General features: G+C 60.2%; 23 protein-coding genes. 12 read left to right on the top strand and 11 right to left on the bottom strand.

Features of this window, described 5'->3' with window-relative positions; all coding sequences use genetic code 11:
• Nucleotides 1–70 precede the first annotated feature (70 nt).
• The 3 genes from K9857_RS23725 to K9857_RS23715 all read right to left on the bottom strand — a co-directional run bounded on the left by K9857_RS23725 (nt 71) and on the right by K9857_RS23715 (nt 3,719).
• The gene (locus tag K9857_RS23725) at nt 71–1,597 is read right to left on the bottom strand and encodes a SulP family inorganic anion transporter (protein WP_224539886.1); all 1,527 of its coding nucleotides are present in this window, start codon (nt 1,595–1,597) and stop codon (nt 71–73) included.
• Between the two features lie 90 nt (nt 1,598–1,687).
• Nucleotides 1,688–2,419: a carbonic anhydrase gene (locus tag K9857_RS23720; protein WP_224539884.1), complete on the bottom strand. Its 732-nt coding sequence runs from the start codon at nt 2,417–2,419 to the stop codon at nt 1,688–1,690.
• Between the two features lie 241 nt (nt 2,420–2,660).
• On the bottom strand, nt 2,661–3,719 hold the full coding sequence (locus tag K9857_RS23715) for a PA0069 family radical SAM protein (RefSeq protein WP_224539882.1): 1,059 nt from the start codon (nt 3,717–3,719) through the stop codon (nt 2,661–2,663).
• 196 nt (nt 3,720–3,915) lie between these two features.
• Here K9857_RS23715 and K9857_RS23710 point away from each other — a divergent pair, with 196 nt between their 5' ends.
• The gene (locus K9857_RS23710) at nt 3,916–4,218 is read left to right on the top strand and encodes a hypothetical protein (RefSeq protein WP_224539880.1); all 303 of its coding nucleotides are present in this window, start codon (nt 3,916–3,918) and stop codon (nt 4,216–4,218) included.
• Nucleotides 4,219–4,440: 222 nt separating this feature from the next.
• On the top strand, nt 4,441–5,088 hold the full coding sequence (locus K9857_RS23705) for a dual specificity protein phosphatase family protein (protein ID WP_224539878.1): 648 nt from the start codon (nt 4,441–4,443) through the stop codon (nt 5,086–5,088).
• Nucleotides 5,089–5,133: 45 nt separating this feature from the next.
• Here the strand turns inward: K9857_RS23705 and K9857_RS23700 are convergent, their stop codons facing one another.
• Both K9857_RS23700 and prlC read right to left on the bottom strand, forming a co-directional pair.
• Nucleotides 5,134–5,421, bottom strand: coding sequence for a YheV family putative zinc ribbon protein (locus K9857_RS23700; RefSeq protein ID WP_224539876.1), 288 nt, complete (start codon nt 5,419–5,421; stop codon nt 5,134–5,136).
• The gene (prlC, locus tag K9857_RS23695) at nt 5,418–7,496 is read right to left on the bottom strand and encodes an oligopeptidase A (protein ID WP_224539873.1); all 2,079 of its coding nucleotides are present in this window, start codon (nt 7,494–7,496) and stop codon (nt 5,418–5,420) included. Before prlC ends, K9857_RS23700 begins: the two co-directional genes overlap by 4 nt.
• A gap of 62 nt (nt 7,497–7,558) precedes the next feature.
• On the opposite strand from prlC, the gene K9857_RS23690 reads away from it, so the two are divergent.
• Nucleotides 7,559–8,104, top strand: coding sequence for a gamma carbonic anhydrase family protein (locus K9857_RS23690; RefSeq protein ID WP_224539871.1), 546 nt, complete (start codon nt 7,559–7,561; stop codon nt 8,102–8,104).
• A gap of 27 nt (nt 8,105–8,131) precedes the next feature.
• Nucleotides 8,132–8,782, top strand: a complete 651-nt coding sequence (locus K9857_RS23685) for an HAD family hydrolase (RefSeq protein WP_175375777.1) — start codon at nt 8,132–8,134, stop codon at nt 8,780–8,782.
• Nucleotides 8,783–8,891: 109 nt separating this feature from the next.
• On the opposite strand, the gene K9857_RS23680 is transcribed toward K9857_RS23685, so the two are convergent.
• Entirely contained in the window at nt 8,892–9,983 is a 1,092-nt protein-coding gene (locus tag K9857_RS23680) for an aminopeptidase (protein ID WP_224539869.1), read from the bottom strand.
• A gap of 59 nt (nt 9,984–10,042) precedes the next feature.
• On the opposite strand from K9857_RS23680, the gene K9857_RS23675 reads away from it, so the two are divergent.
• Nucleotides 10,043–10,465 (top strand): hypothetical protein, encoded by a 423-nt coding sequence (locus K9857_RS23675; RefSeq protein WP_224539867.1) that lies wholly within the window; start codon nt 10,043–10,045, stop codon nt 10,463–10,465.
• A gap of 40 nt (nt 10,466–10,505) precedes the next feature.
• Nucleotides 10,506–10,925, top strand: a complete 420-nt coding sequence (locus K9857_RS23670) for a hypothetical protein (protein ID WP_224539865.1) — start codon at nt 10,506–10,508, stop codon at nt 10,923–10,925.
• 5 nt (nt 10,926–10,930) lie between these two features.
• On the opposite strand, the gene K9857_RS23665 is transcribed toward K9857_RS23670, so the two are convergent.
• Both K9857_RS23665 and K9857_RS23660 read right to left on the bottom strand, forming a co-directional pair.
• Nucleotides 10,931–11,164, bottom strand: a complete 234-nt coding sequence (locus tag K9857_RS23665) for a DUF1161 domain-containing protein (RefSeq protein WP_175375782.1) — start codon at nt 11,162–11,164, stop codon at nt 10,931–10,933.
• Nucleotides 11,165–11,307: 143 nt separating this feature from the next.
• Nucleotides 11,308–11,739: an OsmC family protein gene (locus K9857_RS23660; RefSeq protein WP_224539863.1), complete on the bottom strand. Its 432-nt coding sequence runs from the start codon at nt 11,737–11,739 to the stop codon at nt 11,308–11,310.
• Nucleotides 11,740–11,980: 241 nt separating this feature from the next.
• Here K9857_RS23660 and K9857_RS23655 point away from each other — a divergent pair, with 241 nt between their 5' ends.
• Nucleotides 11,981–12,982, top strand: coding sequence for an LLM class flavin-dependent oxidoreductase (locus K9857_RS23655; RefSeq protein ID WP_224539861.1), 1,002 nt, complete (start codon nt 11,981–11,983; stop codon nt 12,980–12,982).
• A gap of 122 nt (nt 12,983–13,104) precedes the next feature.
• Here K9857_RS23655 and K9857_RS23650 read toward each other — a convergent pair whose 3' ends face one another.
• Both K9857_RS23650 and K9857_RS23645 read right to left on the bottom strand, forming a co-directional pair.
• A complete protein-coding gene (locus K9857_RS23650) occupies nt 13,105–13,326 on the bottom strand; it encodes a DUF1161 domain-containing protein (protein WP_224539859.1) in 222 nt (73 codons plus the stop codon).
• A gap of 123 nt (nt 13,327–13,449) precedes the next feature.
• Entirely contained in the window at nt 13,450–13,665 is a 216-nt protein-coding gene (locus K9857_RS23645; RefSeq protein ID WP_224539858.1) for a dodecin, read from the bottom strand.
• 155 nt (nt 13,666–13,820) lie between these two features.
• Between K9857_RS23645 and K9857_RS23640 the strand changes: the two genes are divergently transcribed.
• Nucleotides 13,821–14,147 (top strand): YqjD family protein, encoded by a 327-nt coding sequence (locus K9857_RS23640; protein ID WP_224539856.1) that lies wholly within the window; start codon nt 13,821–13,823, stop codon nt 14,145–14,147.
• Here the strand turns inward: K9857_RS23640 and K9857_RS23635 are convergent.
• Complete coding sequence (locus K9857_RS23635; protein WP_224539855.1) at nt 14,144–15,037, bottom strand: LysR family transcriptional regulator; 894 nt, start codon at nt 15,035–15,037, stop codon at nt 14,144–14,146. The two genes, K9857_RS23640 and K9857_RS23635, sit on opposite strands and share 4 nt — an antisense overlap.
• Nucleotides 15,038–15,149: 112 nt before the next feature.
• Between K9857_RS23635 and trpB the strand changes: the two genes are divergently transcribed.
• The 4 genes from trpB to K9857_RS23615 all read left to right on the top strand — a co-directional run bounded on the left by trpB (nt 15,150) and on the right by K9857_RS23615 (nt 18,335).
• The gene (gene trpB / locus K9857_RS23630) at nt 15,150–16,370 is read left to right on the top strand and encodes a tryptophan synthase subunit beta (RefSeq protein WP_224539853.1); all 1,221 of its coding nucleotides are present in this window, start codon (nt 15,150–15,152) and stop codon (nt 16,368–16,370) included.
• The gene (trpA, locus tag K9857_RS23625; protein WP_224539851.1) at nt 16,370–17,182 is read left to right on the top strand and encodes a tryptophan synthase subunit alpha; all 813 of its coding nucleotides are present in this window, start codon (nt 16,370–16,372) and stop codon (nt 17,180–17,182) included. Before trpB ends, trpA begins: the two co-directional genes overlap by 1 nt.
• Before the next feature lie 263 nt (nt 17,183–17,445).
• Complete coding sequence (locus K9857_RS23620; RefSeq protein WP_224539849.1) at nt 17,446–17,811, top strand: DUF6124 family protein; 366 nt, start codon at nt 17,446–17,448, stop codon at nt 17,809–17,811.
• 140 nt (nt 17,812–17,951) lie between these two features.
• On the top strand, nt 17,952–18,335 hold the full coding sequence (locus K9857_RS23615) for a helicase (protein ID WP_224539847.1): 384 nt from the start codon (nt 17,952–17,954) through the stop codon (nt 18,333–18,335).
• Nucleotides 18,336–18,404 lie beyond the last annotated feature (69 nt).

The following is an 18,404-nucleotide window of genomic DNA, read 5'->3' as shown; positions in this document are numbered from 1 at the left end:
CGCCAAAAGCTTCGCGGGCAAGCCTCGCTCCTACAGGTTTATTTTTCGGGTTTATTTGTCGGTGGGTGGTTCAGGCGGCTGAACCTATGCCGGTATTGGTCCGCACCCGCCCTTCCAGCCTGCGCTTCAACCCCCGCGATTCGATCAACAGCTTCGAACCCTTGGCCGCATTCGCCCGGCCCCATTCTTCCAGCAATTCCAGGCACGAGTGATCGATGTAACTCAGGTTATTGAGCGGCACATGCACCGTCACACCTGGCGGAATGCTGCCCAGTACCTGGGTCAGTGCCGGCACCTTCAAGAACGTCGCCGCACCCGCCAGACGCAGTTCCATCTCACCTTCCTGAGGCAAATCGATCAGGCTGATTTTCAACCGCGAGGCCTTCAGCGCCAGCTTCACCAGAGTCAGGCCGAAACCGATCAATACACCGGTCAGCAAGTTGGTGAAGATGATCGCCAGGGCCGTGGCGGCGTAGGTGAACATCGGCATCCGACCGTAACGACCCAGGCCACGGAAAGCCTTGAGATCCACCAGTTTGAAACCGGTGTAGACCAACACACCCGCCAGGCTCGCCACAGGAATGCTTTGCAGCACGCTCGACAGTAGCAGCACGAACGCCAGCAGCCACAGGCCGTGGAAAATCGTCGAGTAGCGCGTGGTGGCGCCGGCCTGGACATTGGCCGAGCTACGCACGATTACCCCGGTCATCGGCAAGGCGCCGAGCAGTCCGCAGAGCATGTTGCCCACGCCTTGCGCCGACAGTTCGCGGTCGAAGTCCGCACGCTGGCCGCTGTGCATGCGATCCACGGCGGCGGCGGAGAGCAGTGTTTCGGCGCTGGCGATGAAGGCCACGGCAAACGCGGCGATCAGCAGCGTGGGGTCGGCCAGATTGAGCAGATCATTGGGTTTCAGCCAGTCGATGGCCTCTGCCAGATTGGCCGGAACTTCGACCCGTTTCACCGGCAATGCCAGAAGAAGGCTGGCGATCGTAGCCAGACCCACCCCGAGTAATGCTCCAGGAACGAAGCGCAGCGAATGCGGACGAAGCTTTTCCCACAGCCACATCACCGCGATGGTCGACAGCCCCAGCAGTCCTGCCTGCCAGCCAAACGACGGCAATGCCTGGGCCACGGCACCGGGAAAAGCCGTGAGGTTATCAAGGCCCGAGGGTTTCGGTGCGGCGTCGAGCATCACATGCACCTGTGACAACACGATCAGTACGCCAATCCCGGCGAGCATGCCGTACACCACCGCCGGCGCCGTGACCCGGAACCAGCAGCCGAGCTTGAAGCGCCCGGCCAGCAATTGCAGAAACCCCGCCAGCAGCAGGATCGGCCCGAGCATGGCCACGCCATGCTGGCGCACCAGTTCGAACACCAGCACCGCCAGGCCGGCGGCGGGGCCGCTGACCTGCAATGGTGAACCCGCCAGCCAGCCCACGACCAGGCCACCGATGATGCCGGTGATCAAGCCTTTGGCAGGCGGCAAGCCCGAGGCGATGGCGATGCCCATGCACAAAGGCAGGGCGACCAGAAACACAACCACCGAAGCCAGCAGCTCCCGTGGCAATACAGCTCTGAGTTGAGCAGCACGCATGGTGATTCTCCCGAAGTTTTCTTCAGGCGTGGCAAGGCCGGACCGCTGAAACAGCGGCCGGCGTCAAACCACACGGATTTTTAGGAGGATTTAGAAGCGCGCTTTGGGCGTCGCCATGGGGATCGGCAGGCTGCCATCAAGCGGCAGGAAACGACCCTGATCGGCGTCGTAGGCTTTGATCTTGCTGGTTTCGATGTCGTAGACCCAGCCATGGATGTACAGATGGCCGTTGGCGATGCGCGAGGCGACCGAAGGGTGGGTGCGCAGGTGCTGCAATTGAGCGATGACATTTTCCTCGGTGAGGACATGCATGGTCTCGGTTTCGCTCGCGCAGTTGCAGTTGTCGTGCACCATGGTTTTCGCCACTTCCGCATGCTGCAGCCAGGCTTTGACCGTGGGCATCTTCTCCAGGGTGTGAGGATTGAGCACCGCCCGCATCGCGCCGCAATCGGAGTGGCCGCAAATGATGATGTGCTGCACGCCCAGCGCCAGTACCGCGTACTCGATGGCCGTGGAAACACCACCGTTCATTTGCCCGTAAGGCGGAACCACGTTGCCCACGTTACGGGTGACGAACAGGTCGCCGGGCGAGCTGTGGGTGATGAGTTCGGGGACGATACGCGAGTCTGCGCAGGTGATGAACATGGCCCGGGGGGATTGAGCCGTGGCCAGTTTCTTGAAGAGCTCTTCCTGCTGTGGGAAGACCTCATGATGAAAATGCAAAAAGCCGTCAACGATATGCTTCAACGCTGCATCGGCGGTTTCTACCTCGGGCTGGGTGGAAGCCGACGCAGCCAACGGCTGTTTATCCTTGTCACTCATGATTCATCCTCTTTGGCGGGCTCAGGGAATTGTCCCGTATGTCCGGCGTGAAGCCAGTGGCTGGTCAAAAAACATCCAGGTCATGAAGCTCGACCCGTCAGTCACTCGATGAACAAGGTAGCGGCCGAATCTTAACTCAAACTGAATCAAAGGCTCTAGAACGTGTGTTCCAGGTCACAAAAAACGTGACCAGCCAACCGGTGGTGCCTGTTTCCAGTAATCAACCATAGGTCAATTGTCCTCAAATCAATGACATTTGGCGACCCGGCGGACAGAAGGCATTGCAGTCCAGGTTGAACCCCTCCCGTCGATTGAGCCCCAGTCGCTTGACGGCTTTGGCAAAACGCTGCGCCAGCAAGTCGGCAAACGGCCCTTCGCCGCGCATTCGCGCGCCGAAACGGCTGTCGTACAGCTCACCGCCGCGACTCTGGCGAATCAGGCTCAGCACGTGCGCGGCCCGCTGCGGGTAGTGGGCCGCCAGCCATTCCTCGAACAGCGGCGCCACTTCCAGCGGCAGGCGCAACATCATGTAGGCGGCGCTTTGCGCTCCGGCGGCGTGGGCTTCGGTGAGCAGGCTTTCGAGCTCGCTGTCGTTGATCATCGGAATCATCGGCGAGCACAGCACCCCCACCGGAATCCCCGCGTCACGCATCACCCGGATCGCCCGCAGCCGGGCCTTGGGCGCCGCGGCCCGGGGTTCGAGGATGCGTTTGAGTTCGTCGTCCAGGCTGGTCAGGCTGATCATCACCGCCACCAGTCGCTGTTGGGCCAGCTCGGTGAGCAGGTCCAGATCGCGCAGGATCAGCGAGCCCTTGGTGACGATGGTCACCGGATGCCGGTAGCGCAGCAGCACTTCGAGGGTTTGCCGGGTGAGTTTGTATTCGCGTTCGATCGGCTGGTAGGGATCGGTATTGGACCCCAGGTTGATCGGCGCGCATTGATAGCCGCGCTTGGACAGCTGCTGTTCAAGCACGTCCACGGCGTTGGTCTTGGCGATCAGCCGGGTTTCGAAGTCCAGCCCAGGCGACATGTCCCAATAGGCGTGGCTGGGACGCGCGTAACAGTAGATGCAACCGTGCTCGCAGCCACGGTACGGGTTGATCGAACGATCGAAAGGCAGGTCCGGCGAGTTGTTGCGGGTGATGATGCTCTTCGCCGTCTCGATCTGCACTTCGGTGCCCTGTGTCATCGGCACTTCCTGATACCAGCCGTCGTCCTCGGCCACCGAGCGACTGGGCGCGAAGCGATTGTGCGGGTTGGTCGCGGTGCCGCGGCCGCGAGGAGGCAGTGGGGTAGCCATCGGAGCGATCCTTTAACTGTATGTGCATACAGTATCCGAGGTTCGGCGTACAGGCCAGTGCCGTTCGGCACCCGAGTATTTGCAAGATGTGCATGTCATGGCGGGAAACATATCGCTCGAAGTGTTCCGTTGTTTCAGCAGTACTATCTTCGGCACACGAATCGGTCGTGTATTCATTATTAAAAGGATTTAAATAATGTCGACTTACAATCAACGCGGTGTTTTTCTGCAGTTACTTCGACCTTCAATTATCAATCCAAAGGAAGTCAGAGTTTCCATGCAGTTTGCTCTTAAGGAAGAAGGCTACGATCAGGTCAACCGCGATGTAACCTGTTCCCTGCTCGACTCGACCCTGCGCGAGGCCGTGTCCCATGATGGCGGCGTCACCTTCACCATCAATGCTCATGCCGACATGGATGCCGATGGCGATATCGACTTGCAGGACAAGGCGATATTGGCAGGGTTGGCCAAAGCGTATTCGAAGATCATCAATCCCTGATTCATTCAAACTACCCGGCGCACTCAAGTGAATGAAATCGGGTAATTCGCCATACAGGAACGGCGCGCACAGTTCGTGCCGTTCTTTGATCGTTATGTTTTTCAAACAAGAAAAACCTGAAAGTCTGCTATTCACGATTCTTTGACAATCATGTGACAGGCCCTTGACTGGCAAACCGGAAAATTTGCGCCACTCATTCACGTTTTCCAGGATCCTCCAAGCATGCGCTTACCGCGTCTTTCACCTGCGGCGTTACTGTTGTCACTGTTCGCGTTTTTCAATCTGTCGCTGGTCCATGCCGACGACGCCACGCTGACCCGTCCCGCGGAATGGGCCCAGCCGATCGAAGTGCAATACAACCTTTTCCAGATGTCGCCGACGCTCTACCGCAGCGCGTTGCCCGACAGCGGGGCGGTGCCGCTGCTGCACAAGCTCAAGGTCGCCACCGTGATCAACTTTCTGCCTGAATCGGATTCGAGCTGGTTGGCCGCACCCGATATCGCTCAGGTACAGCTGCCTTATCGCACCAATCATGTGGATGACGCCGATGTGCTCAAGGCACTGCGTGCCATTCAGGAAGCCGAAACCAGAGGCCCGGTGCTGATGCACTGCAAGCACGGCTCCGACCGGACCGGCCTGATGGCGGCGATGTATCGGGTGGTGGTGCAGGGCTGGAGCAAGGAAGAGGCGTTGAGCGAGATGACCCGCGGCGGTTTTGGCGACAACAACCATTTCAAGGACGGCGTTCGCTACATGATGCAGGCCGATGTGGAAAAGCTGCGCACGGCGATGGTCAATGGCGATTGCAGCACCAGTGCGTTCGCGGCGTGTTCGATGAAGAGCTGGTTCCAGTCGGCTCACGTCCAGTAAAACAACCTTCCACTGCATTGCGCAGTGGAAGGTTGTCCTGACGACTTACTGCTGTTCGTCGGGCTTCTTTTTCAGCTTCGGATTGGGGAAGAACTGCACCGCCTGGACTTTGGTGTCCGCAGGTTTCACCACCGGAGTATTGACCCGCGTGCCCAATTCCTTGGGCACCGACAGCCCCTGCTCATTGAGCGTGTCGGAGTAACCGCAGGCCACGCACTCGCGATGCGGTACGTCGTCTTCGCTCCACATCATCAGCTTGTCCGGCTCGCTGCAGGCCGGGCACACCGCGCCGGCGATAAAGCGTCGTTTGGTAATCACAGTTGCCTCACTCATGCTGCGGCGCCTTCACTCAGGCCGCTGTGGCGCAAGAGTGCGTCAATCGATGGCTCGCGACCACGGAAGTCGACGAACAGCACCATCGGCTCCTGGGAGCCGCCGCGCGCCAGGATCGCTTCGCGGAACGCACGACCGGTGTCGGCGTTGAGCACACCTTCTTCCTCGAACTTCGAGAACGCATCGGCCGACAGCACTTCCGCCCATTTGTAGCTGTAGTAACCGGCCGCATAACCGCCGGCAAAAATGTGCGCGAAGCTGTTGGGGAAGCGGTTGTAGGCCGGTGGACGCATTACCGACACCTCGTCGCGTACGCCTTCGAGCACTTGCAGCACGCTGCGACCGTCGCCGTGGGTGGCGTGCAATTCGAAGTCGAACAGCGAGAACTCCAGCTGGCGCACCATCATCAGGCCGGATTGGAAGTTTTTCGCCGCGAGCATTTTTTGCAGCAGGTCCTGAGGCAGTGGCTCGCCGGTTTCGTAATGACCGGAAATCAGCGCCAGGCCTTCCGGCTCCCAGCACCAGTTCTCCATGAACTGGCTTGGCAGCTCTACCGCATCCCAGGCCACGCCGTTGATGCCGGAAACGCCGGCGTGCTCGACGCGGGTCAGCAGGTGATGCAGGCCATGGCCGAATTCGTGGAACAGGGTGGTCACTTCATCGTGGGTCAGCAGGGCAGGCTTGCCGCTGTCGGCCGGGGTGAAGTTGCACACCAGGTTGGCCACCGGGCTCTGCAGAGCGCCTGCGGCGGTGCGACGACGATCGCGGGCGCCGTCCATCCAGGCGCCGCCGCGCTTGTTGGCGCGAGCGTACAGGTCGAAGAAGAAGCGGCCGACGTGCTGGCCGTTTTCCTTGATTTCAAACAGACGGACATCCGGGTGCCAGCTGTCGAAACCTTTCTGCTCGGTGATCTCGATGCCGTACAGGCGTTGCACGATGGCGAACAGGCCGCCCAGTACTTTATCGATCGGGAAGTAGGCGCGCAGGGCTTCCTGGGCAACGCTGTAGCGCTGCTCGCGGAGTTTTTCGCCGTAGAAACCGCTGTCCCAGCTTTGCAGGTCCGGGCAGCCCTGTTCGGCGGCGTACGCCTTCAGTTGCTCAAGATCCTGGGCGGCGAACGGCTTGCTGCGCTTGGCCAGATCGCGCAGGAAGCTCAGCACCTGATCGCTGGACTCGGCCATTTTGGTTGCCAGGCTCAGCTCGGAGAAGCTGGCGAAGCCCAGCAGTTTGGCCAGTTCCTGACGCAGGTCGAGGATCTCCTGCATGACCGGGCCGTTGTCGTTCTGGCCGGCATTCGGGCCCTGGTCCGAGGCACGGGTGCAGTAGGCGGCGTAGACTTCTTCGCGCAGGGCACGGTCCTGGGCGTAGGTTATCACCGCGTAGTAGCTCGGGAATTCCAGGGTGATCAGCCAGCCGTCCAGGTCTTTGGCCTGGGCCGCGGCGGCCATTTGCGCCTTGGCCGATTCGGTCAGGCCGGCGAGGGCGGCTTCGTCGGTGACGTGCTTGGTCCAGGCCTGGGTCGCATCAAGGAGCTGGTTGGAGAAACGGCTACCCAGCTCCGACAGCTTGCTCTGCACTTCGGCGTAGCGCTTCTGCTCGGCTTCCGGCAGGTCGATACCCGACAGGCGGAAATCGCGCAGGGCGTGTTCCAGAATGGTTTTCTGTGCCACGTCGAAACCGGCGGCCTCCGGGCTGTTGGCCAAGGCTTCATAGGCCTGGAACAGCTCACGGTTCTGGCCCATTTCAGTGGAGTAGGCGCTCAAGGCCGGCAGGCAGGACTCATAGGCTTCTCGCAGTTCGGCACTGTTGCACACGGCATTCAGGTGGCTGACCGGGCTCCAGGCAGCGCCGAGGCGATCGTTGAGCTCGTCCATCGCCAGCACCAGGCCGGCCCAGCTCGGTTGTTTGCCCTGGGTCTTGAGGATCTCGATAATGGCGGCGCGGTTGTCAGCCAGGATCTGTTCAATGGCCGGTTGCACATGTTCGGCACGGATCGCGGAGAACGGCGGCAGGTCGTAGGACTGCAAAAGAGGGTTGTTCACGCTCACGGTTGACACCTTGGCTGGAAGAAACATGCAGCCATCTTAATTACAATCGACGTTCACCGCAGCTATCAGCGACAGAGAGAAACCCTATCGTGAACCTTCGCAAGTATCAGAATCACACGCCGTTGCTCGGCAAAGGCGCCTTTGTCGACCGTTCGGCGGTGGTGATCGGCGATGTCGAAATCGGCGAAGACAGCTCGGTCTGGCCATTGACCGTGATCCGTGGCGACATGCACCGCATCCGCATCGGTGCGCGCACCAGCGTGCAGGACGGCTGCGTGCTGCACATCACCCACGCCGGACCGTTCAACCCCGATGGTTTCCCGCTGCTGATCGGCGATGACGTGACCATCGCCCATAAGGTCATGCTGCATGGCTGCACCGTCGGCAGCCGCGTGCTGATCGGCATGGGCAGCATCATCATGGACGGCGCGGTGGTGGCCGATGACGTGATCGTCGGCGCCGGCAGCCTGGTGCCGCCGGGCAAGCAACTGGAAAGCGGTTTTCTTTATGTGGGCAGTCCGGTGAAGCAGATCCGGCCGCTGACGGACAAGGAGCGGGCCTTTTTCACCTACAGCGCCGCGAACTACGTGAAGCTCAAGGATCTGCATCTGGCCGAAGGCTACGACCAGGCCTGACCTCGACGCTCTTATTCAGGATTCGACATGCATTACCAGACCATTCTGTTCGACCTCGACGGCACCCTGACCGACCCACGCGAAGGCATCACCCGTTCGATTCAATTCGCGCTGGCCAAGCTGGGCATCGATGAGCCCGATCTGACCAGACTCGAGCACTTCATCGGCCCGCCGTTGCTGCAGGCCTTCATGCAGTTCTACGACTTCGACGAGGCCAAGGCCTGGGAAGCGGTGAATTTCTACCGGGAGCGCTTCAAGGTCACCGGCCTGTACGAAAACCGGGTATTCGACGGGGTCATGCCGCTATTGGAAACCCTGGGCGGGCAAGGCCGGCAGCTGTACATCGCCACCTCCAAACCCTGGGTCTTCGCCCGGGAAATCGCCCGACATTTCGACTTCGCCCGGCATTTCAAGGTGATCTACGGCAGCGAACTGGACGGCACCCGCACCAACAAAGTCGAGCTGATCGCCCACTTGATGGCCGAAGAAAAACTCGACCCAACCAACACCCTGATGATCGGCGACCGCAAACACGACCTGATCGGCGCCCGCAGCAACGGGCTGGACGCGGCGGCAGTGGGCTACGGCTTCGGCAGCCACGAAGAACTCAGCGCCGAAGCGCCGGCCTATCATTTCGAAACGCTGGATGAGATGCATCAGGCGTTTTTGCGGCGTTAATGAAATCGCCTTCGCGGGCAAGCCCGCTCCCACAGTGTTATGCGTCGTTCACAGATTTGATGTTCACCGCGATACCTGTGGGAGCGGGCTTGCCCGCGAAGAGGCCCTTTCAGCCGCCAGCTATTTCCGCCCCCGCCAAAGTCTTCAACGCCACCTTGCGCTCTTCAATCGGCATGGCCCCCAGCTTCTGCGCCTCGGCATAAAACGCCACCCAATCCCCCCCAACCTGCCTGAACAACCCCGCAAACGCCGGCACCCACTGGTCATACAGCCCAAAAGGCAGCAACCGCGCATTGTTCATCGGCGCATTGATCCAGGCGTCGTAACGTTTGTCGCCGGCCCATTGGCTGTCTCGCAATTGCCGATACTCACTACGCAGGCGCTCGAACTCCGCCGCCTTGCGCTGGCGCATCTGATCGGGTGGCAAAGGCAGGGTGTACAGCTGCTCCAGCCGGGCGCGGGTATCGAGTATCAGTTGGGTGAACTGATCCCGCCGCTTGAGCTGATCGCCGCTGTCCGGCGCCAGACCGCGAAAGGCACGCCATTGGCGAGTACCTTCCTGTTCGACGAAGGTGGCAAACGACTCGTTGAACTCGGTGTCGTCCTTCACATACACCCGCTGATGCGCCAGTTCGTGAAAGATCAGCGTCGCCAGGCGTTCGTCGCCCCAGTTCATCATCGAACTCATGATCGGATCGTTGAACCAGCCCAGGGTCGAATAGGCCTCGACGCCGCCGATCGTCACGTCCATGCCCTGCAACCGTTGCAGCGCCGCTTCCCCGCGTGCCGCGCTCTGGCTGTAGTAGCCGCGATAGGCCACGCAGCCGGCGATGGGGAAGCAGTGGTTCTGCGGCTTCAGGGAAAATTCCGGGGTGACGAACACGTTCCAGACCACATAGGGCCGGCCAATATCGGCGTACAGGCGGTAGCTCTGGTTGTCCGGCAAATGCAGCTGCTGGCTGGCGAAGGTCCGGGCCTTCTGGGATTGGGCCAGGTGCGCGCGCAGTTTCTCGTCCCGATGGTCGTCGGCGATCACCTCGGAAACCGGTTCCCTGGCCCGCAGCAATTGCAGCTGACCACTGGCCAACTGGCTGTAATAGCTGACGGTGGAACAACCGTTGAGTAACAAAAGCAGCGCACCCGGAAACAAAACTCGGAAAACGCGATCAAGTAACCCAAGGCTTGGACACGGCCTCATCAAAATAAAAAATTCCTGGAGAGTCTGCTCCCAAGACTATCCCGCCTCACTGGAGCTTTGCTATGCGCAAATTGATGCTGATGGGAGGCCTGCTGACGCTGGCCGGTTGTGCCGGATTCGGCTTGCCTCATCACGATCCGACGCAGGCATGGATTGATCTGGAATCCCATCAGGAAGATACGGCGCTGCTGGCGCTGGGGGTCGATAACAAGGCAGCCACCGATAAACGCTATTTCCAGGTGGAGCCGGGCAGCCATGAGCTGAAGGTTCGTTACCAGTTTCCGGTTCAGCCGACCAATATTGGTCCCACCGCCGAGCCGCTGTGGCGCGATTGCCAGATGAACGTGAAATTCAGTGAATTCAGCGCTGGGGAGCGTTATCAGTTGCAGGCCGGAAACATCGGCTTTCGGCCCTGGGTCAAACTCTACGATGAGCAGCGAAAGGTAATCGGCCAGGGCACACCGGCAGGCTGCCAACGCACCTGATCGGCGCTATTCTGAATACACAGTGTTCAGGACTTTCATCATGCGCAGGTTAATGCTGTTGCTCACTGCAGTCGCGGTTGCCGGCTGTGCGGCGCCGATGCCGACGGCCAATCCGCAAAAGGCGTGGGTCGACTTTTCCACGCCGTTTCCCAACGATAAGTTGCTGATGGCCGAGCGCCTGGACAATCAGCGAATGAAAGACGGGCGATATTTCGAAGTGACCCCGGGGAGCCACGAGTTGACCGTGCGCTTCGATTTCGAAGTGCCCAGCGGCGGTTCCGAGCTGTTCGGCGGTTCAACGGAACGGCTGTGCTACATGATCATCAAGTACGACCATTTCGAAGCCGGCCAGCGCTATCTGCTGCAAGCCCGCTCCATGGCGTTCACCCCCGAAGCCCGGTTGTATAACGCCAAACGTGAAATCGTCGCCGAGGACCGTCAGGTGAACTGCGTGCCCTGAAGCACTCAGCGGTCGTTTTTCTGGTAGATGATCTTTTTCGTCCCGCCTTCGCACGAGCCCACGACCATGTTCTGGTCGTGCACTTCGCTGTTGGGGACGATTTCCAGGGTGTAGGACGTCACCCCGCGGGCCTGGATCTTGGCTTCGATTTCGGCCTTGAGTTCTTCACAGGGTTTAGGTGCCGCCAGCGCCTGGGTAGCCAGTGCACAGCAGATAACCGTCAAGGCAAAGCGTTTCATGTTTGCAGCTCCTGTTGAGGCAGCACGCCGGTTCATGCGATTTGGCTGCTGTCATTTATTCGACCACAGTTTAGCCACCCCTGTTTTGCCCCAACGCAAAAAAATCGCAGCGCTGCACTGCAGGCTGCGATCTTTCGTTTTTGCTACTGCACCAACGTGGCCTCAAGGCTGATCTTCGCATTCAGCACCTTGGACACCGGGCACCCTTCCTTGGCCTTCTTGCTCAGCTCGTCGAATTGCGCCGGGCTCGCCCCCGGAATTTTCGCTTTCATGATCAGTTTCACCGCCGAAATCGCAAAGCCGCCTTCCACCTGGTCCAGTGTGACTTCGGCATTGGTGTCGATGCTCTCGGCCTTGAGCCCTGCCTCGCCAAGAATCATGGAAAAGGCCATGGAAAAGCATCCGGCGTGGGCCGCGCCGATCAGTTCTTCCGGATTGGTGCCCTTGCCGCCTTCGAATCGTGCCTTGAAGCCGTAGGGCGCTTCCCTGAGCACGCCGGTTTCGGTGGAAATCGAGCCGATACCGGTTTTCAGATCACCGGCCCAATGCGCCGATGCCTTCTTGATGATCGCCATGCCTTTCTCCTCAAAGTCCGACGCGAAGGGCCGCGCCTGTGTGGTTTCGCTTGCAAGGATTCTGAGGATAGACGGTGGCGCAAAGTTCACTTGATCCGATTGACCTACTTATTTGGTAGGAAATTTTCCCTTTGCTATTGAAACTCGGGTATATGCCCACATTGCATGAAACACGCTTTTGGATTCGGCAGGTTTTCGTTCGCGAGAAAAAACCTGCGACCTCACTTGGAGAAGCAGGTTTATGAAACGACTGTCCGACATCAAGTTCTCGACCCTCGATCTGGTACCCGTGCGGGAAAACGGCAGCGCGGCGCAGTCGCTGCGAAATTCGCTGGATCTGGCGCAGCATGTCGAGAAATTCGGCTACAACCGGTTCTGGGTCGCCGAACACCACAACATGGATGGCATTGCCAGTTCCGCGACCTCGGTGTTGTTGGGATATCTCGCTGGCGGCACTTCGACCATTCGTGTGGGATCGGGCGGGGTGATGCTGCCCAACCATGCGCCGTTGGTGATCGCCGAGCAGTTCGGCACTCTGGAAAGCCTTTATCCGGGGCGTATCGACCTCGGCCTGGGTCGTGCGCCGGGTTCCGATCAGATGACCGCCCGCGCGTTGCGCCGCGAACGTTCGGGCAGCGCGGACGATTTCCCGGAAGATGTGGCGGAGCTGGTTCGTTATCTCGGTCCGCGTACGCCGGAGCAGCGCGTCATCGCGATGCCGGGCACCAACACCAACGTGCCGATCTGGCTGCTCGGCTCCAGTCTGTTCAGCGCCCAGTTGGCAGGCGAGCGCGGTTTGCCCTACGCCTTCGCCTCACATTTCGCACCGCGTTTCATGCATGAGGCGATCCGCGTCTACCGCAATCACTTCAAGCCTTCGGCGGTGCTGGACAAGCCTTACGTGATGCTCGGCGTGCCGCTGGTGGCGGCCGATACCGATGAGCAGGCCGACTATCTGGCGACTTCAGTGTTCCAGCGCATCCTCGCCCTGATGCGCGGCCAGAGCCTGGTGCAGCGTCCGCCGGTGAAAACCATGGACGGCCTGTGGCTGCCGCACGAGCGCGAGGCGGTGAGTGATTTCCTGGGGCTGGCGATGATCGGCAGCCCGCAGAAAATCCGCGCCCGGCTGGAAGTGCTGATCGAACAGACCCAGGCCGATGAGCTGATCTTCACCTGCGACCTGTATGAACACGCCGATCGGCTGCATTCCTACGAACTGCTGGCGCAGGTCATGAAAGGCTGACGCCGAAACCCTGTAGGAGCGAGCACGCTCGCGATGAACGCAAGAACACCGCGGGGCATCAGGTTCCCAGCGTCATCGTTCACGTCCATCGCGAGCGTGCTCGCTCCTACAGAAGAGGGGATCTAGCGTTTGTAGACGATTTCCTTGGTCCCTTTCTCACAGGTCCCAACGACCTTCCCGCCGGCACCCGCGCCTTTGTCGACGATTTCCAGCGAGTAACTGGAAACGCCCTTGGCATCGAGCTTCGCGGCGATCTCGGCTTTGAGCTCTTCGCAGGACTTGCCGTCGGCGAAGGCTGTACCCGCCAGGCTTAACAAACCTACCGCCAAAATAAATCTCTTCATCAGTGGCATTCTCTGGTCGGATCAAAAGGAGGCATCCGGCCATTGGCCGGATTCAATCATGTAGCGTCTTGCCATTCCCTATGGCACTCGGCCAGCGCGCAAGTCCGGAAGTCGAAAAGCCAATCAGCTGCTGGCGATCCGGAACCCGACCTTGAGGGTCACCTGAAAGTGCGCCACCTTGCCGTCCTTGATGTGCCCACGGGTATCTACTACTTCAAACCATTCCATGTACTTGATGCTTTTATTGGCCTCTGCCAACGCGCTGTGGATCGCGTCTTCAATGCTGCTGGTGGACGAGCCAACCAGTTCGACTTTCTTGTAAGTGTGATGGTCAGTCATGGCGTTCTCCTTGGGTGTGCATACAGCCTAGCAGTGATTTTCTGACTTACTTCTGTCGGTCAATCCCACAAGGAAGTTCACATTTACTGCACTTTCTCGAGCACCCGAAGTCCCAACCAACACACGCCACTCATCAACAATGCAGGAGAGCCACCATGGCCAACAGCTCGTTACGCAAAGCCTCATTGCAAAGCATGGAAGCGGAGATCGAGAGTCTGCTCAAATCCCTGGAAAGCCTGAAGGACGACGCCTCGGACGAGTCGCGCAGAACCCTCAAGGTACTCAAAGGCAACGCCGAGAACGCGCTGAAACACTCGCGTCACCTGCTTTCGGACGCTTATGAAGAAGTCAAAGTGAAGACCCGGGAAACCGGGATCGCCACCCGTGACTACGCCCAGGAACACCCTTGGACGACTGCTGGCGTCGCCGTTGGCGCGCTGGGCCTGTTGGCCGCTTACCTGATGTGCAGACGCGGTAATTAATCCGTCTGGCGCAGCTCGTTTTTGAGCCACTGCGCCAGTTGCCGGGCGCGCCCATCCGCGGCGCGCTTTGGCAGCCACAGGGCCAGTTGCGCCGGGGTTTCGCTGAAACCCCAGGGCGCTACCAAGCGTCCGGCCTTCAAATCTTCGGTCACCAGCGGCTCCGGGGCGATTGCCACTCCAAGCCCGGCCACGGCCGCTTCCAGCAAGTAATACAAATGCTCGAACCCCTGACCGTACTTCAACGCCTTGGCGTCAAGGTCGCTTTGCTGCGCCCAGCTCGGCCAGGCCTGCGGGCGCGACGTGGTGTGCAGCAATGACTCGCCGAGCAGCGCAGTGGGCGGCGCAGTCTTGAGTCTGTCGTAGCCGGCGAACCGCGGGCTCATCACCGGGCCGATCCGCTCGCTGGTCAGTTCGAACACCTGCATGTCCGCGGGCCACGGCGGCTCGGCGAACAGCAGCAAGGCGTCCAGATCCGGGCGGCGGGGGTCGAGATCGCCTTCTCCGGCGGACAGGTGCAGGCGCAGGTCCGGCAGGTCGGCATTAAGCCGCCCCAGACGCGGGATGAACCAGCGAGCCAGCAGGCTTCCCGAGCAGCCCAGCACAAACGGGGCATCGGCCGTGGTCCGGGAAATTTCCACACATACAGTGCGCAGGCGCTCGAATGCTTCACCGCTGGCGTCACGCAGGCGCAGGCCGGCATCTGTGAGTTTGAGGCCGCGACCTTCCTTGGTGAACAGGCTCACCCCGAGGTGTTCTTCCAGAACCTTCAGTTGCCGGCTGACGGCACCGTGGGTGACGTGCAGCTGTTCGGCCGCCTGGCTGACGCTGTTCAGGCGGGCAGTGGCTTCGAAGGCGCGCAGGGCGTTCAGCGGTGGCAGTTCCTGGCTCATGTGATCTGTGAGTTTTCCTGACAGGTTGCGGCGATCTTATCGGTTTTCAGTGGGCGGTGTCAGGGGTAGAGTGAACCCCATTGTCATCTCACGCATTCAACTGGAGCGCCCCATGACCCAGACTAATCTGCGCAACGGCCCTGATGCCAACGGCCTGTTCGGCGCGTTCGGCGGCCGTTACGTCGCTGAAACCCTGATGCCGTTGATCCTCGACCTGGCTCGCGAATACGAAGCGGCCAAGGAAGATCCTGCCTTCAAGGAAGAATTGGCCTACTTCCAGCGCGACTACGTCGGACGTCCAAGCCCGCTCTATTTCGCCGAACGCCTGACCGAGCACTGCGGCGGCGCGAAAATCTACCTCAAGCGTGAAGAGCTGAACCACACCGGCGCGCACAAGATCAACAACTGCATCGGCCAGATCCTGCTGGCGCGGCGCATGGGCAAGAAGCGCATCATCGCCGAGACCGGCGCCGGCATGCACGGCGTGGCCACTGCCACCGTGGCCGCACGTTTTGGTCTGGACTGCGTGATCTACATGGGCACCACTGACATCGAGCGCCAGCAGGCTAACGTGTTCCGCATGAAGCTGCTGGGCGCCGAAGTGATCCCGGTCGTGGCCGGCACCGGCACCCTGAAGGATGCGATGAACGAAGCGCTGCGTGACTGGGTGACCAACGTCGACAGCACTTTCTACCTGATCGGCACCGTGGCCGGTCCGCACCCTTATCCTGCGATGGTCCGCGACTTCCAGGCCGTCATCGGCAAGGAAACCCGCGACCAGTTGCAAGCCCAGGAAGGACGCCTGCCGGACAGCCTGGTGGCGTGCATCGGCGGTGGTTCCAACGCCATGGGCCTGTTCCACCCGTTCCTCGACGACAAGAGCGTGGAGATCATCGGCGTTGAAGCGGCCGGCTACGGCATCGAAACCGGCAAACACGCGGCCAGCCTCAACGGCGGCGTACCGGGCGTGCTGCACGGCAACCGCACCTTCCTGCTGCAGGACGACGATGGCCAGATCATCGACGCCCACTCGATCTCCGCTGGCCTGGACTACCCGGGCATCGGTCCGGAACACGCCTGGTTGCATGACATCGGCCGCGTTCAGTACACCTCGGTGACCGACGACGAAGCCCTGACTGCCTTCCACCAGTGCTGCCGCCTGGAAGGGATCATTCCCGCGCTGGAAAGCGCCCACGCCCTGGCCGAAGTGTTCAAGCGCGCACCGAACCTGCCGACGGATCACCTGATGGTGGTCAACCTGTCGGGCCGTGGCGACAAAGACATGCAGACCGTGATGCACCATATGGAACAGTCCTCGCAGGAGAAACACTGATGAGCCGCCTGCAAACCCGCTTTGCCGAGCTGAAAGAGCAAAACCGCGCCGCCCTGGTGACCTTCGTCACCGCTGGCGACCCCGGCTACGATACTTCCCTGGCAATCCTCAAAGGCTTGCCAGCCGCTGGTGCCGACGTGATCGAACTGGGCATGCCCTTCACCGATCCGATGGCTGATGGTCCGGCGATCCAGCTGGCCAACATCCGTGCTCTGGGTGCCAAGCAGAACCTGGCGAAAACCCTGGAAATGGTTCGCGAGTTCCGCAAGGACAACAACGAAACCCCGCTGGTGCTGATGGGTTACTTCAACCCGATCCTCAAGTACGGCGTACCGCGCTTCATCGCCGAAGCCAAGGAAGCCGGCGTCGATGGCCTGATCGTGGTCGACATGCCGCCTGAACATAACGGCGAGCTGTGCGACCCGGCCCAAGCTGCCGGTATCGACTTCATCCGCCTGACCACACCGACTACCGACGATGTGCGTCTGCCTACCGTTCTGAACGGCAGCTCCGGGTTTGTGTATTACGTGTCCGTGGCCGGTGTGACCGGTGCCGGCGCGGCGACCCTGGAACACGTGGAAGAGGCGGTGGCTCGTCTGCGTCGCCATACCGATCTGCCGATCAGCATCGGTTTCGGTATCCGTACACCGGAGCAAGCGGCGAACATCGCGCGTCTGGCCGACGGTGTGGTGGTGGGTTCGGCGCTGATCGATCAGATCGCCAATGCGCAGACGCCGGACCAGGCGGTCGATGGTGTTCTGAGCCTGTGCTCGGCACTGGCCGACGGCGTACGCAAGGCCCGTGTCAGCTGAGGGTGATCGAAAAAACTGTAGGAGCGAGCTTGCTCGCGATGGACGTCAACGCTGACGTTGGGCACCTGACACCCCGCGGCGTTATCGAGTGCATCGCGAGCAAGCTCGCTCCTACAGGAATCATGTTGAATCTGTGGAAATTCACGTGAAGCGATGAGTAAAACCATCGGAAAATCGAGGAAGCATCCCACACCTTTTTAAGGTTGGCCGTCGGAAGCGCGGGGCGTAGCGTGGTGACTCCAAACATGACAAGGAGATACACCATGCTTGATGTCAACGACTCACCTGATGGATCAGAAACCGACAGCACACCTGCCTACCTCTCCACCCCCTCCAGAAAACTCCATCCGGCGGTCGATCGTGCGCTGGATTTCTACCTGAAACCGACGACGCCGCGCAGGGCCGGGGCCCAATCCCTGGGCGCCATTTTTGTGGTGGCGCCCGACGTCGACAACGAAACCCTGCTGGCCCACGCCTGTGAGTCGCTGGCGTCGGCCAGTGTGATGGCGAGTGAATTCGCCAGCTCCCTGGAAGGTGGCAATCGAAACACGATGCTGGCCTTGCAGCAGGTGATCATGTTGGGAGAGCTGGCGATCAATCGGGTGCTGGACAACATGAACCCGTCGTAAAGAAGGTCGCTACGACTGTGACTTGGTAGTCATCAGCGTCAAAAAGTAGTCCATCTTCTTCTAACTCAACTCGATAGTGGCATTACCGTGCCAAGTCGCTACACTGCGCCGGCCGTTCATTTTTCTCTTGAGGCTTGCGCATGAAATTTCGTTTTCTGCTGTGGATGCTGGGTTTGTTGATGGGCAAGGCCAGCCGGAACAATCCGGCATTCCAGCAGCAGTTGGGTGACAAGGAGTTGGTGTTTCAATTGCAGACGCTGGACGGCAAGGTGGCGCGGCATTTCCGGGTGAAGGATCAGCGCATCACCAGCAAGGCCGGGGTGTATGCCGAGCCTGCCTTTGCCATTGCCTTCAAGGACGCGGGGTATGGCTTTGCCACGATGCAGGCGAAGAACAAGCAACTGGCGTTCATGACGGGGATTCAGGACAAGTCGATTCAGATCAAGGGCAACCCGGCACTGGTGATCTGGTTCCAGGGGTTGACCAAGTATTTGAAGCCGAAGAAGGCCAAGCCCAAGGCTTGAGGTGTTTCAGTTGGATTTGTGGTGAGTTCTTCGCGGGCAAGCCTTGCTCCTACAGCGTGTACATGCAAA

It is taken from the genome of Pseudomonas sp. REP124 (genome assembly GCF_020164475.1).
GTDB lineage: Bacteria > Pseudomonadota > Gammaproteobacteria > Pseudomonadales > Pseudomonadaceae > Aquipseudomonas.
Note: the sequence above shows the minus strand (reverse complement) of the source record. Positions and strands in the feature narration are given on the sequence as shown.